This window comes from Nocardia anaemiae NBRC 100462 (assembly GCF_001612725.1).
GTDB classification, from domain to species: domain Bacteria; phylum Actinomycetota; class Actinomycetes; order Mycobacteriales; family Mycobacteriaceae; genus Nocardia; species Nocardia anaemiae.
This window is the reverse complement of the sequence record NZ_BDAZ01000053.1, coordinates 54297-66878: the sequence shown is the minus strand read 5'-3', so window position 1 is coordinate 66878 and position 12582 is coordinate 54297. Positions and strand designations below refer to the sequence as shown.

Genomic DNA, 12582 nt, shown 5'->3' with positions numbered 1-12582 from the left:
ATTCTCACCGCCGGTGGGTGGCCGTGGCGTCGGTACAGTGGTTCGGCGTGGTGATCTGCGGAATCAGAGTGTCGCACGATGGCGGGGTCGCCGTGATCGAGGGCGACCGGCTGGTTTTCTGCATCGAGCTGGACAAGCTGGACAACAGCAGGCGGCACCGCACCCTGGGCGATCTCGACCAGGTCGCCGAGATATTGCGTGCGCAGGGATTGACGCCCGCTGATATCGACCGGTTCGTGGTGGACGGTTCGGTGCCGGAGCCCGATTCGACCGAGCCCGCGCGCATTGCGACGCGGGTCGGCGGCCGTCCGATCGAGCTCACGATCGCGCCGTATGAGGATCGGCCCGGACGCACGATACCGCTGGCACGGCACCGCTTTCGTGGTCATGGATTCGGTTCCGCCGCCCACGAATATGTAGGCTATCACCACGTGGACCAGCACATCATGGGCGGCTATTGCACGAGTCCGTTCGCGGCACGTGGGCAGGATGCGCTCGTCTTGGTCGGGGACGGTGGATCTGTCGGACGGCTCTACCATGTCGTGGCGTCGGCACGGAAGGTCCGCTCGGTCGCCACTTTCCGCACCGATTCGAGCGAGCGGTCGACGCTGAGTTCGCTTGTGCGCCAAGACGCTTCTTTGCCATCGAAGCTCGTGGTGACCGGGGAAAGCGCCCTCGATATCAAGTGGAATTCGCGGCTGCGGGGAATGGTCGAGGAGATCTGGATTCCGCCGTTTCCCGACGACTCCGGTGCGGCCATCGGTGCCGCGTGCTGCGAGATGTTCCGAAAGGGCCGCAATCCGGCGCTGCGATGGGGTGTGTACTCGGGTCCACGAGTCAGGGTATGCGGGGTGCCGGACAACTGGCGCAGACAGCTCTGTGACGAGCGGGGCGTGGCGGAGTTACTGCACCGGAAGGGCGAGCCGGTGGTGGTGCTTTCGGGTCGCGCGGAGATCGGCCCGCGCGCCCTCGGCAACCGCAGCATTCTCGCTCCCGCAACGGATTCGGCGATGCGGGAGCGGCTCAACGGCATCAAGCGCCGGGCTGCCGACCGGCCGGTGGCGGCAGTGTGCCTGGCGGAACGGGCGGCGGAGGTGTTCGGACCCGGCGGCACCGATCCATACCTGACCTTCGAGCACCGCATCCGCCCGGAGTGGGCCGACCGCATTCCTGCCGTGCAGGTGGCAGGTACCGCACGGGTGCAGACCATCGATGCCGCAGCAAAGAGCGCCACCGCGCGGATTCTGGCGGCGTACGAGGCCATCAGCGGCATACCGGTGTTGTGCAATACGAGCGCGAATTCCGAAGGCTGTGGGTTCTTTCCGGATGTGGCCGCCGCGGCGCGCTGGGGTGGTGCCCGCTATATCTGGTCCGAGGGATATCTCTACACCGATCAGTCACGGGCTCGGCAAATCAGTCGCGAACGCGGCTGGTTGCCGCGAGACTGGAGCCAGACGATTGTGACGTGGTAGCTCATCGTGGAGTCGAACCACGCGGCAGGGCCTTATGAGAGCCCCGGGGCGAACCTGCATGAGCCCTCGTCGGGCAGCGCTGGAGTGCCAGGATTCGAACCTGAATCGACGGGATCAGAGCCCACTATGCTGCCGTTACACCACACTCCATCAGCGCGCTCGGAAGGATTCGAACCTTCATCCGCCTGCTTCGTAAACAGGTGCTCCGTCCGTTGAGCTACGAGCGCTGATCCACGCAAACCGCGCGGACTGGTTCCCTCGGCGAGATTCGAACTCGCATCAACCGGATTCTAAGTCCGGCGCCTCTGCCAATTGGGCTACGAGGGAATGGTTTTGGTGCCCATGGGTGGGATCGAACCACCGACCTGCGCCGTCGGAGGGCGCCACTCTGTCCACTGAGCTACACGGGCTCAAAACCGGTATGCAGCAGGGTTATTCAAATCCCGTAATACGAAATACCTACTGCCGTATAATCACTATGGAGTTATGAGCACGGATGGAGGGACTCGAACCCCCAGCCCACGACTTTGGAGATCGTTGCTCTTCCAGTTGAGCTACATCCGTTGGACAAGAAAAAGGGCCGCTCCATGGCGAGTATTTCGCCGGGAGCGGCCCCTGTTCAGGCCTTCTCGAATCGAGACCTCAGGGGCGGCTCCGGATACTCGCCTGTCCCAGCTGTGACATCAACAGCCAGGTCAGGCGCAGCTGCGACATCGGCCGTCGGGTGCCGGAACGCAATTGCCAGGCACCGGCGAGGGAGCGTAGTCCCTGGTCCTGAGTGCTGGTCATTGCCTTTGCCTTTCGTGGTTCCGATAACCGATCGATTACGTTGCAGATAACGCTAACACCGGAAGACGCGATGAGGAACCCATTTATTCCCCACCGGCGAGTTGTCGGGCGTGCCTGCAGTGTGTAAGTCAGCGGAAGACGTTCGGGACGGTCGCTGAGTCGCCACTCGCCATTCGCCTCGCGCGTCATCTGTCCGCGCAATGCCTCCCACGGAACGCCGCGGCGCTCCACCGGTCCGGTGATCGTCATGCCGTGCTCGAGAAGTGCGGTCACGTTGTCACCGAGTCCGTGGTTCCAGTTGTGCGTCACGATCTGGGTGAATTCCGTATCGGTCTCGACATAAGTCGTTCCGGACGAAAACGCCATGGGCTCAGGCATTTCGGAGTAGGGATAGCCGCGCAGGTTCCGGTGAAGACAAGAAACCGGCATGTGGAATTATGGTCAGCAACTCCTCCGCTAGCTCGACAGAACGGACAAATCGGGCATGATTGGTGTCATGACACGCGTTTGGGGCCCGGAGCCCGCATGCACGTAACCGCACTCGAGTGGACCCTGACCATCGCGGTGATCCTGGGTCTGTTCGTCTTCGACTTCTTCGCCCATGTCCGCACGCCACACGATCCGAGCTTCAAGGAATCCGGCATCTGGTCGGCGATCTACATCGGCCTGGCCCTGGTATTCGGTGGATTCGTCGCCTGGAAGTGGGGCTCGACCTTCGCGGGTGAGTACTACGCGGGCTTCGTCACCGAGAAGGCGCTCTCGGTGGACAACCTGTTCATCTTCGTCATCATCATGTCGAGCTTCGCGGTGCCGCGGATCTACCAGCAGAAGGTGCTGCTGATCGGCATTGTGCTGGCGCTGGGCATGCGCGGTGTGTTCATCGCCGTCGGCGCGGCCGCGATCAGCGCGTTCAGTTGGGTGTTCTATCTGTTCGGCCTGTTCCTGGTCTACACGGCCGTGAAACTGTTGCGCGAGAGCGGACACGAGGTCGAGCAGGAGGAGAAGCGCGACAGCCGGATCGTGGCGCTGGCCAAACAGGTACTTCCGACCACCGATGAATACGACGGTGACAAACTGCTCACTCGAATCGACGGTCGGCGCGCGGTCACCCCATTGTTGTTGGCGCTGTTGGCGATCGGCTTCGCGGATCTGCTGTTCGCCCTGGACTCCATCCCCGCCATCTACGGTCTCACCGAGCAGCCCTACATCGTGTTCACCGCGAACGCGTTCGCGCTCATGGGTTTACGGCAGCTGTACTTCCTCATCGGCGGCCTGCTGGATCGCCTGGTCTACCTGTCCTATGGACTTTCGGCGATTCTCGCGTTCATCGGCGTCAAACTGGTGCTGCACGCATTGCACGAGAACACCCTGCCTTTCGTCAACGGTGGTCGGCACGTCGCGGTGCCGGACATTTCCACGCCGGTCTCGCTCAGCGTGATCATCGGGATTCTGCTCATCGCGACCGTGGCGAGTCTGATCAAAACCCGTGGCGCGGCCCGGTCCGCCGAGAGCCGGACCGGCGATTAGAACACTCGGTTGAATTCGGGCGCGATCTCGAAGCCGCGCCCGGTCGCGTCATTGCGGCAGGTCACCCCAACGGGCTGGGCCAGACAGGTGAAGCCGGACACGCTCAGGCTGGATCCGACCGGCAGCACCGGCCCGTCGGCATCAGCCCCGGATGTGGGTCCGACGAAGAACCCCCGGTTCACGCAGAGATATCCGGCGCTCTCGCCGACCGCCAGGGCAGCCGCGCTCGGGTCGCTGCCCCAGCACGCCTGCATCGTCGGCGGGGTGGGTTGAGTCGTGCCCTGGCAGCCGACCGGTCGTTTCGGCTGGCCGAACGGCTCATCGAGGAAGCCGCACGCGATGCCGCCATCCGCGGTCCGGAAGTAGTAGCCGTCGGCGGCGCGGTATTTCGACTCGTCGACCACACCCGGTCGTACCAGCGGACGATCTCCGGCTGCCAAGTTTGCCGTGCTGTCGAAATCGGCGGCCGTCGAGCAGATGGTGAGTGCGAGGCCTGCGACCGACATCGACGCGAAAATCGCGACGGATATGCGCATACGGGGGAGTCTGCGTCGGCGGGCTCGGATTAGCTCGCACCTGGCACGGCGTGTCGCCGCAAGTTTGCTGACCGCCGAGTGTCGAGCGATGACACGCGGCGGTCAGCCGGATCGGTCAGGAAGCGAATGTGCCCATCACCGGCAGCCACTCGACCGCGCGCACATCGTCGATGAGGTTCTCGCGGGCGAACGGGTCCTGCGGCAGCAGTTCCTTGATGGCCGCCTCGTCGGCAACCTGGAACAGCAGCAGGGCGCCGGAACCGTCCGGATAGGGACCGCTGGTCAGCAATGCACCCGTATCGATCAGACCGTTGAGCCAAGCCCGATGTTCCGGGCGGAAGGTGTCGCGCGCCTCGACGGTGGCGTCGGAATAGGTGTAGTGCACGGCGAAGATGGGCACGATCGATCCGTTCTGGTCAGAGGTTCAGCAGCATTCGAGTATTGCCGAGGGTGTTCGGTTTCACATAGCTGAGGTCGAGGAATTCCGCGACGCCTGGATCGAAGGTCCGGCACATCTCCGCGTACACCTCGGCGGTCACCGGTGTCCCGTCGATTTCCACGAACCCGTGCCTGCCGAAGAACTCGACCTCGAAGGTGAGTACGAACAGCCGTCCCAGCTCGAGTTCCCTGGCCACCGCGACCAGCCGCTCGACGATGAGCCGCCCGACACCATGCCCCTTGACATCGGGATGCACCGCGACGGTGCGCACCTCGCCGAGATCGGCCCACAGCACATGCAGCGCACCACAGCCGACCACCCGGCCGTCGAGTTCGGCCACCCAGAATTCCTGCACCGCCTCGTAGAGCGTGACCAGGTTCTTCTCCAGTAGGATCCGACCGGCGTATTCATCGACGAGGGCCTTGATCTGGGGCACATCGGAGGTTCGGGCGCGTCGCACGACAGGGACAGATTTGTCCGCGGCAGGTGCCGCGTCGGGATACGCGTCGCTAGTCGAACCACCATGTGGTCCCCGAGAGGTCATGGGGTGCACAGTAGTCGGCCAGGTTACCGATACTCTGAACGTGTGCCGCACATCCACCCGCTCCGCTCACCGCATCGCGTCGGCATGCGTCCGAGCCCGGTGGCGGCGGGTGTTGTGGCCTGCGTGACCGGGCCTAGCGCCAGCGAGGCGGAGGCGTGAGCGTGCAGCCCGAAGAGATCGATCGACGCTGGGGCGAACCCGCGGTCCGCACCGGATTCGCGCCCGCCCAGACCGATCCCGTCGTCCCGCTGATGAATATCGCGAATGTGCTGACCATGCTGCGCATCGCGCTGGTGCCGCTGTTCGTGCTCGCGCTGTTCGCGGGTGGCGGCCACCAGACCGGCTGGCGGGTCGCGGCCGCCGCGCTGTTCGGCATCGCCGCGATCACCGATCGCTTCGACGGGCAGTTGGCGCGCAAATACGGTCTGGTCACCGATTTCGGCAAACTCGCCGATCCGATCGCGGATAAAGCGCTGATCGGTTCGGCGGTGATCGGACTTTCCGTGCTGGGTGATCTGGCGTGGTGGATCACCCTGGTCATCTGCGGACGTGAGATCGGGATCACGCTGCTGCGGCTGGTGGTGGTCCGGCGCGGGGTGATTCCGGCCGGACGCGGCGGCAAGTTGAAGACGCTGGTGCAGTCCGTCGCGATCGCGGTTCTGCTGTTGCCGCTGCACGGCGGATTCGCCACCGCCGGTATGACACTGATGTATGTGGCCGTCGCGCTGACGGTCATCACCGGCCTCGACTATGTGGGGCAAGCGGCGCGGGTGTGGCTCGCGGGAGGTCCGGGCCGGGCGCGCGGCGCATGACCGATCCGCTGACTATCGGAGCGCCCGTCGTCGAATTGGTGCGCGAACTCGGTGCTGCCCGGCAGACCGTGGCGACCGCGGAATCGCTGACGGCGGGCCTGCTCGCGGCGACCATCGCCGGGGTGCCGGGGGCCAGCGTGGTGCTGCGCGGTGGATTGGTCGTCTACGCGACGGAGCTCAAGCACAGCCTTGCCGGTGTCAGTGACGAAGTGCTCGCGACCGAGGGGCCGGTGGCCGCGAGCACCGCCGAAGAGTTGGCCGTCGGTGCGCGGCTGCGCTGCGGTGCGGACTGGGGAATCGGATTGACCGGCGTCGCCGGGCCCGAAGCCCAGGGTGGGCATGTCGTCGGGACGGTCTTCCTCGGCTTGGCCGGGCCCGGGCACACCGAGGTCATGCGGCTGAAACTGGACGGTGACCGGTGGGCGATCCGAATCGGCGCTACGCACAGCGCGATACGGGAGTTGCGTCGTATCGTGGGAGGCGGCCGTTAGCGACTGCCTGCAGGTCGCTGGAGATGGCCAGCTGACCGGATGCTTCGCATCTGGTTTGCCACCGTGGGAACCAACCAGACCCTGTTCGACGTTGTGCCAGAAAGGACGGCGTGCGCAGCGCTGGTAGGCGCCCCGCGGACCCGGTTACTGGGAGCTAAGGAGAACGACATGACGCTGCTGCGAGAGGCGATCGGGGACAGTCTGCGGCGTGCTCGTCTCGCCCAGAGCCGGACCCTGCGTGAGGTCTCCACCTCGGCGCGCGTGAGCCTGGGATATCTGTCGGAGGTCGAGCGGGGCCGCAAAGAGGCCTCCAGCGAACTGCTCGCCGCCATCTGCGCGGCCCTGGATGTGCCGCTGTCGCGGGTGCTCTGGGATGTGAGCACGATCATGGCCGGTGCCGACGGCCTGCCTGCCGAAGCGCCCGCCCAGAACGCCGACGCACCAGAGGCGGAGCGGACCGCCGCGGCCGAACCCGCCGAGGCCGCGCCGGAGCCCGCGACCGCCACGATGTCGGTGGCCGCTGCCAGGCCGCACATCGCCGAGGAGACCCGGATCGTCATTCCGGCGCCCAAGGCGGACATGCTCGTTCTGGTGAAAAGCAACTGATCGATAAGACGAGAGGTGGCCGCCGCGGCCGACGCTGCGAACCGGTGCCGAAAGCGGATAGATTCTGTACTAGGCGTCGATTGGGCCGGGTTCGCCCGGCCTGGGTGCCACATGGTGGAGGATAGGCACATATCGGGTGCGTGACGGTCGCGCACTAGAGTCGCGGTAAAGCGCGGCGCATCTTATGGAGGCGGGATCAATCGATGGCTAATCCGTTCGTCAAGGCCTGGAAGTACATGATGGCCCTCTTCGATTCGAAGATCGAAGAGCATGCGGATCCGAAGGTTCAGATTCAGCAGGCTATCGAGGAAGCTCAGCGACAGCATCAGGCCCTCTCGCAGCAGGCCGCGTCGGTCATCGGCAACCAGCGTCAGCTGGAGATGAAGCTGAACCGTCAGCTCGACGATGTCGAGAAGCTCAACGCCAATACCCGCCAGGCCGTCATGTTGGCCGACCAGGCCGCCGCGGCCGGGGATACCGAGAAGGCGATCCAGTACACCAACGCCGCCGAGGCGTTCGCCGCGCAGCTGGTCACCGCCGAGCAGTCCATCGAGGATCTGAAGGTGCTGCACGACCAGTCGCTACAGGCGGCCGCGCAGGCCAAGAAGGCGGTCGAGCAGAACGCGATGCTGTTGCAGCAGAAGGTCGCCGAGCGCACCAAGCTGCTCAGCCAGCTGGAGCAGGCCAAGATGCAAGAGCAGGTCTCGGCGTCGCTGCAGCGGATGGATTCGACATTGTCCGCGCCCGGCACCACACCGAGCCTGGATGCCGTGCGGGAGAAGATCGAGCGCCGCTACGCGAACGCGCTGGGTGCCGCCGAACTCGCGGGCAATTCGGTGCAGGGCCGGATGCTCGAGGTGCAGCAGGCCAGCATTCAGATGGCCGGGCACAGCAAGCTGGAGCAGATCCGCGCTTCGATGCGCGGTGATGCGTTGCCCGCCGGTGGTACGACCGCGATCAATCCGGGTGCGGCGCAGGCGAATCCGGCGCAACCGCAGCCGCAGATGAACAAGGGGCAGACCGCGCAGCAGTAGCCCGTCGTTCGAAATAAATACAGCGTTCGAAATAAATACAGTTCGGCGAGGACTGGTTCGGTGGAAGACATGGCACGGGTACCTGGCGGGTCGGCCGTCGGTCATGCTCGGGCCCTGCCTGTCCGGCCACCGCGGGTCGCGCCGAACGCGTGCCCTGGAGGAGACCGATGAGCCCGCAGGGACCTCGCGAACCAGGTAAGGGCGGTCGCCGTCGCGGTGCCGCGCTCGTGCGGGCACAGGCGGTGCTCGCACCACAGCCGGGGAGCCTGCCCGACAGTCTGCGCGAGGTGAGCGAACATGCGCTGGTCGCGGTGCGGCGTTGGGCGGATCCGCGCGAGCGGGAATTGCGCAAGCGCCGCCGGGCCCGCCGCCGCAGCTTTCAACTGGGCACGGTCGGCGGTCTCACCACCGCGGGAACCGTTGGGCTGATGGTGCTTTCGGCTCCGGTATGGGCCGTGGTCGTGGTCGGTGGGGGTGCCGTGGCGCTGGTCACCGGTACCGCGCTGAGTGCCCGCCGCTACCTCCAATTGCGCAGCGCACCGCTGCCGCGGGCCGCCTTCATACCGCGCAAGCAGCCACCGCCGTGGTCCTCCGCGCGCGGACCGATCTCTCGCCTCGTTCGCGCGGAAAAGGCGCTACACGGACTCGGCACACAGATTGCCCGTTCGAATCGGCTTCCTGAGGACGAACTCGCCGACATGATCGAAACCGCGGGTTCGGGCGCCGCCGCGCTGCATGCGCTGGCCGCTGATATCACCGCGATGGAACAAGCGCTCGGTGCCATGGGACGCTCGAAATCCGTTGCCGCCGTCGGCCTTACCGAGAACATGCAATTCGCGCTCGGCCGCCTCGATACCGGCGTCGCCGAATACGAACAGGTGGTCGCCGCTGCGGGGCGGATTCTCGCGGTCCCCGAAAGCGCGGTGCTGCGGCACAACTTCGACACCATCGTCGCCGACCTGCGCGACGCGGCCGATCGCCTCGACGGATGGGCCCAGGCCCTTACCGAGGTAGCCGACCGGCACACTCCCACTTCACTTCCCCCACAGGGGATTTGACCAGCCGACGTCGTTCTGTTGACCCCTCCCGGCGGAGGTAGTTGGACTCCGCTCGGGTTCTCTCTTTATGTCAATGTGCAACCAATGGTTGCGTGACGATGGAGGGTCGACTAGCGTGATGTGCAACCAAACGTTGCAGATGGAGGATGGATATGGAGTACGGCAGCATTGAACGTGAGATCCACGTCGACGCCTCGCCCGAGGTGGTCTTCGAGGTGGTCAGCAGTCCCGAACACATCTCGGAATGGTGGTCCGATGCGGCCGATTTCCAGGTGACTCCCGGCGCGGTCGGTGAGCTGGTCTTCGGCGATCGTGAGCATGTCGCCCCGATCACCGTGGTGACCGTCGAGCGGCCACGGCTATTCTCGTTCCGCTGGTGCTACCCGGAAGGCTCGACCGATCTCGCCGACTCGCTGCTGGTCACCTTCGAGCTCACCCCCTCGGGTGCGGGCACCAGGATTCGGCTCACCGAGTCCGGGTTCCGCGAAATGGGGTGGGAGGCCGCGAAGTTGGAGGAGACCTATCTCGACCACGTGGAGGGTTGGGGCAGGTTCGTTCCGCAACTCGGGGAGTACATCGCGCGGCTGGTGTCGACCCCGTGACCGCTACCGTCGACGACGACCTGTGGTCCGCGGTGGGGGATCCGACCCGTCGGCGGATGCTCGACCTGCTCTTGGCGGCCGGGGATGGCACGGCCACCAGCCTCAGTGAGCAGCTGCCGGTGACCCGGCAGGCCATCGCGAAACATCTGGGTGTGCTCGACCGCGTCGGTCTGGTGCACGCCACGCCCGCGGGGCGGGAGCGGAGGTATCGAGTGGATGAGGCACAACTTGCCCGCGCGGTCGCACAGTTGTCCTCGGTCGGGGCGGCGTGGGACGCCAGGCTCCGGCGCATCAAGCGGATCGCCGAGGCGATTCAGCGCACAAAAGATCAGCAGAAGTGAAAGTCCGATACTGGAAAGAGGATTCGAACATGGTGGATATCCTGCACCGAGTCGCAACCAAAGCGTCGACGGCCGAGGTCTATGCGGCCCTGACCACCGTCGAGGGGCTGGCCGCGTGGTGGGCGACCAACACCCAGGGCAAAGGCAATGATGTGGGCGGCGTACTCCAATTCCGTTTCGATGCCGGTGGATTCGATATGAAGGTCCTCGAGCTCGACCCGGGCAACCACGTGCGCTGGGAGGTCGTCGAAGGCCCCGAGGAGTGGGTCGGCACCCACGTGGACTGGAGCCTCGACCAGGTCGACGACTACGCCGTGGTGCTCTTCAAGCACGAGGGCTGGAAGGAGCCGGTGGAATTCATGCACCATTGCAGCACCAAGTGGGCGGTCTTCCTGCTGAGCCTGAAGTCGTTGGTGGAGACCGGAAAAGGCGCCCCCGACCCGCATGACGTCAAGATCGACAACTGGAACTGACACAGACACCGAACTAGCGGACAGGTCGGTGTGCGACTGCCGACCTGGACGCCCTGTGACGGACGGTGCCTCAGTCGTTGACTGCCTTGGTGCATTATCGGGGCGGGTGGACGACGCCGACGAAGCCGGCGGGGCTGCTGTAGGTGTGCTGGCGGACCGCATCGCCTGAGTTGCCTTCGATAGTGGTGATGGTGTTGCCGTTGCGTGCGACGACGAGTCCGATGTGTTTCTGGCCGGGGAAGACGATGAGGTCCCCGGGGCGGGCGGTGGACGCGTTCCCGGCGAGGCCCATGCGTTGGGCGTCGGACCAGACGGTGGGGACGTAGTTCTTGCCGCTCCAGTTGACGTGGATGCCGGCTTGTTGCCAGACCCAGGTGGCGAACGCCGCACACCAGGGCCCGTCGATGTTGTAGGGCCGGTTCACGTGATTGTTGCCGTTGGTTTCGTGGACCCCTAGTCCGAGTTCTTGCTGGGCAAGGTTGAGGACATTGTCGATGCTCGAGGATCGGCCGCGTGTGCCGCTTTGTCGGGTCGGCATACCGGCCAGGGTGCTCAGGTATTGATTGGCGAGTTGGTGGATGGTTTGGGCGGTCGCAGTGGAGTGCGCTCCACTGGCGTGGACGATGGCGCGGGAGTGGCGCAGGGCGGTGTCCAAGATCTTCTCGACTCGGTGATAACCGTCGCGCGTGAATGCGGCCGGGCCCAGTTCGGCCAGCCCTACATCGACTTCGCGGAGTATCCGGAGGAGGGTTTTGCGGTCCACGTTGTTCGCGCCGGCGAGTTGGCGGATGCATGCGGCCAGCTCGTTGTCGATTGTGTTGAATGCCTGCGCGAGATGCCGGTGGTATAGCTGCCGGAGTCGGTACGCTTTGGCAGTTTCTCCGGCTCCGGCATGGCCGCTGGGATCGGCGGCGAGTTGGTTGTGTGGAGCGCCATCGTCTCCGGGCCCGTACATCGCCGCCAGTTGCCGCAGGGTCTGTGGCGTTTGCTGGGTGTTCGGGGCCGTCGTGGGTGCACTGCCGGCGGGGGTGGTCGGTGCCGCGGCGGTTTTCGGGCCTGCCAGTGCGGCCAGTGCCGATGCGAGGGTCGGGAGGATCGCCTCGACCATTTTGGTGGGAAGCGAAGGGTCTGCGGTCGCATCGTGATGCTGCCCTGATCTGTTTCGTGATGCGGGGCGAGCGGGTGAGGCGGCGGCTTCGGGTGAGGGAGGTGTCCTGGCTGGGTGACCGATGGTAGGTGGCGCTGTCGTGCTCGGTGGCGACGGAGTCGTGCCCGATGTGGGGGATATGGGTGATGCGCCAACGGATGCGGACGAGGGGACCGGTGGTGAGGCCGATGGTCCGGATTCCTGGCGATTTGGCTGGCCGGGTTGCCATGGAACCGTCAGAAGTGGGCGGCCATTGCGCGACGGCGTGCGTCGGTCTGGGGATGTGGTGGTCTGTGTTGTCGTCTCGGCGCCGTCTGTCTCATCGGGTGCATCGACAGCGGCGAACGGTACTTCCTCGGCGCTGGTCACGGTTCGGACTGCCTCTTTCTCGCTATGGCCGACGCCGTTGTGTGGCGGTCGATTCTTGTCGCGCGCGGGCCGGGGGCGTGTGCACTCAGGCTAGTGCAACTACATTTGCCAATCAATTGTTACTTGCAGATTTGTTTGCATGAGTCCCAGGCGCTTGCCGCGATATCGGCGCGCAGTTCGTGCGGCAATTGCGGAGCTACTCAGTCTCCTCGGCGTGGATGTGACGCATAACCTCGCGTGTCGCGGGCGGCACGGCGCGCGGAGAGCTGGGCCGCCGCGTCACGCAGGTCGGCTGCGACAGGTGATTTCGAATCTGTGTCACAGACTCTGGGCGGTATCGCT

The 12582-nt window shown here is 65.2% G+C and carries 15 protein-coding genes and 5 tRNA genes; 10 read left to right on the top strand and 10 right to left on the bottom strand.

Annotated elements, in window-relative coordinates:
• Positions 1-23: 23 nt before the first annotated feature.
• On the top strand, positions 24-1472 hold the full coding sequence (locus NA5_RS27415) for a carbamoyltransferase C-terminal domain-containing protein (RefSeq protein ID WP_218020167.1): 1449 nt from the start codon (positions 24-26) through the stop codon (positions 1470-1472).
• 79 nt (positions 1473-1551) lie between these two features.
• Here the strand turns inward: NA5_RS27415 and NA5_RS27410 are convergent.
• From NA5_RS27410 to NA5_RS27385, 6 genes are all read right to left on the bottom strand, one after another.
• Positions 1552-1622, bottom strand: a tRNA-Gln gene (locus NA5_RS27410).
• A gap of 4 nt (positions 1623-1626) precedes the next feature.
• Positions 1627-1699, bottom strand: a tRNA-Arg gene (locus NA5_RS27405).
• 23 nt (positions 1700-1722) lie between these two features.
• A tRNA-Leu gene (locus NA5_RS27400) sits at positions 1723-1799 on the bottom strand.
• 7 nt (positions 1800-1806) lie between these two features.
• A tRNA-Arg gene (locus tag NA5_RS27395) sits at positions 1807-1882 on the bottom strand.
• Positions 1883-1963: 81 nt separating this feature from the next.
• Positions 1964-2036: transfer RNA gene (locus NA5_RS27390), tRNA-Trp, on the bottom strand.
• Between the two features lie 78 nt (positions 2037-2114).
• A complete protein-coding gene (locus tag NA5_RS27385; protein WP_062991077.1) occupies positions 2115-2627 on the bottom strand; it encodes a hypothetical protein in 513 nt (170 codons plus the stop codon).
• 159 nt (positions 2628-2786) lie between these two features.
• Between NA5_RS27385 and NA5_RS27380 the strand changes: the two genes are divergently transcribed.
• Complete coding sequence (locus NA5_RS27380; protein ID WP_062991075.1) at positions 2787-3788, top strand: TerC family protein; 1002 nt, start codon at positions 2787-2789, stop codon at positions 3786-3788.
• Here NA5_RS27380 and NA5_RS27375 read toward each other — a convergent pair.
• The 3 genes from NA5_RS27375 to NA5_RS27365 all read right to left on the bottom strand — a co-directional run bounded on the left by NA5_RS27375 (position 3785) and on the right by NA5_RS27365 (position 5307).
• The gene (locus NA5_RS27375) at positions 3785-4324 is read right to left on the bottom strand and encodes a hypothetical protein (protein ID WP_062991073.1); all 540 of its coding nucleotides are present in this window, start codon (positions 4322-4324) and stop codon (positions 3785-3787) included. The two genes, NA5_RS27380 and NA5_RS27375, sit on opposite strands and share 4 nt — an antisense overlap.
• A gap of 115 nt (positions 4325-4439) precedes the next feature.
• Entirely contained in the window at positions 4440-4724 is a 285-nt protein-coding gene (locus NA5_RS27370) for a YciI family protein (RefSeq protein ID WP_062991072.1), read from the bottom strand.
• 16 nt (positions 4725-4740) lie between these two features.
• Complete coding sequence (locus NA5_RS27365; RefSeq protein WP_084484453.1) at positions 4741-5307, bottom strand: amino-acid N-acetyltransferase; 567 nt, start codon at positions 5305-5307, stop codon at positions 4741-4743.
• A 155-nt stretch (positions 5308-5462) separates the two neighbouring features.
• Between NA5_RS27365 and pgsA the strand changes: the two genes are divergently transcribed.
• The 8 genes from pgsA to NA5_RS27325 all read left to right on the top strand — a co-directional run bounded on the left by pgsA (position 5463) and on the right by NA5_RS27325 (position 10724).
• Entirely contained in the window at positions 5463-6119 is a 657-nt protein-coding gene (pgsA, locus tag NA5_RS27360; protein ID WP_062991068.1) for a CDP-diacylglycerol--glycerol-3-phosphate 3-phosphatidyltransferase, read from the top strand.
• Entirely contained in the window at positions 6116-6610 is a 495-nt protein-coding gene (locus NA5_RS27355) for a CinA family protein (RefSeq protein WP_062991066.1), read from the top strand. The genes pgsA and NA5_RS27355 overlap by 4 nt, the downstream gene beginning before the upstream one ends.
• A 168-nt stretch (positions 6611-6778) precedes the next feature.
• Positions 6779-7216 (top strand): helix-turn-helix domain-containing protein, encoded by a 438-nt coding sequence (locus tag NA5_RS27350; RefSeq protein ID WP_062991064.1) that lies wholly within the window; start codon positions 6779-6781, stop codon positions 7214-7216.
• A gap of 203 nt (positions 7217-7419) precedes the next feature.
• Entirely contained in the window at positions 7420-8250 is an 831-nt protein-coding gene (pspA, locus tag NA5_RS27345) for a phage shock protein PspA (protein ID WP_062991062.1), read from the top strand.
• Positions 8251-8417: 167 nt separating this feature from the next.
• Entirely contained in the window at positions 8418-9308 is an 891-nt protein-coding gene (pspM, locus tag NA5_RS27340) for a phage shock envelope stress response protein PspM (protein WP_062991060.1), read from the top strand.
• 152 nt (positions 9309-9460) lie between these two features.
• Entirely contained in the window at positions 9461-9910 is a 450-nt protein-coding gene (locus tag NA5_RS27335) for an SRPBCC family protein (RefSeq protein WP_062991155.1), read from the top strand.
• Positions 9907-10251, top strand: a complete 345-nt coding sequence (locus tag NA5_RS27330) for an ArsR/SmtB family transcription factor (RefSeq protein WP_062991059.1) — start codon at positions 9907-9909, stop codon at positions 10249-10251. Before NA5_RS27335 ends, NA5_RS27330 begins: the two co-directional genes overlap by 4 nt.
• 29 nt (positions 10252-10280) lie before the next feature.
• Positions 10281-10724, top strand: a complete 444-nt coding sequence (locus NA5_RS27325) for an SRPBCC family protein (protein ID WP_062991057.1) — start codon at positions 10281-10283, stop codon at positions 10722-10724.
• Between the two features lie 94 nt (positions 10725-10818).
• Here the strand turns inward: NA5_RS27325 and NA5_RS27320 are convergent, their stop codons facing one another.
• Positions 10819-11832, bottom strand: a complete 1014-nt coding sequence (locus NA5_RS27320; protein ID WP_062991055.1) for a DUF4226 domain-containing protein — start codon at positions 11830-11832, stop codon at positions 10819-10821.
• Positions 11833-12582 lie beyond the last annotated feature (750 nt).

Coding starts and splice junctions, on each gene's coding strand:
- NA5_RS27320 (WP_062991055.1), bottom strand. CDS start 11,832: ATGGTCGAGGCGATCCTCCCGACCCTCGCATCGGCACTGGCCGCACTG.
- NA5_RS27365 (WP_084484453.1), bottom strand. CDS start 5,307: ATGACCTCTCGGGGACCACATGGTGGTTCGACTAGCGACGCGTATCCC.
- NA5_RS27325 (WP_062991057.1), top strand. CDS start 10,281: ATGGTGGATATCCTGCACCGAGTCGCAACCAAAGCGTCGACGGCCGAG.
- NA5_RS27375 (WP_062991073.1), bottom strand. CDS start 4,324: ATGCGCATATCCGTCGCGATTTTCGCGTCGATGTCGGTCGCAGGCCTC.
- pspM (WP_062991060.1), top strand. CDS start 8,418: ATGAGCCCGCAGGGACCTCGCGAACCAGGTAAGGGCGGTCGCCGTCGC.
- NA5_RS27355 (WP_062991066.1), top strand. CDS start 6,116: ATGACCGATCCGCTGACTATCGGAGCGCCCGTCGTCGAATTGGTGCGC.
- pspA (WP_062991062.1), top strand. CDS start 7,420: ATGGCTAATCCGTTCGTCAAGGCCTGGAAGTACATGATGGCCCTCTTC.
- NA5_RS27335 (WP_062991155.1), top strand. CDS start 9,461: ATGGAGTACGGCAGCATTGAACGTGAGATCCACGTCGACGCCTCGCCC.
- NA5_RS27385 (WP_062991077.1), bottom strand. CDS start 2,627: ATGGCGTTTTCGTCCGGAACGACTTATGTCGAGACCGATACGGAATTC.
- NA5_RS27380 (WP_062991075.1), top strand. CDS start 2,787: ATGCACGTAACCGCACTCGAGTGGACCCTGACCATCGCGGTGATCCTG.
- NA5_RS27350 (WP_062991064.1), top strand. CDS start 6,779: ATGACGCTGCTGCGAGAGGCGATCGGGGACAGTCTGCGGCGTGCTCGT.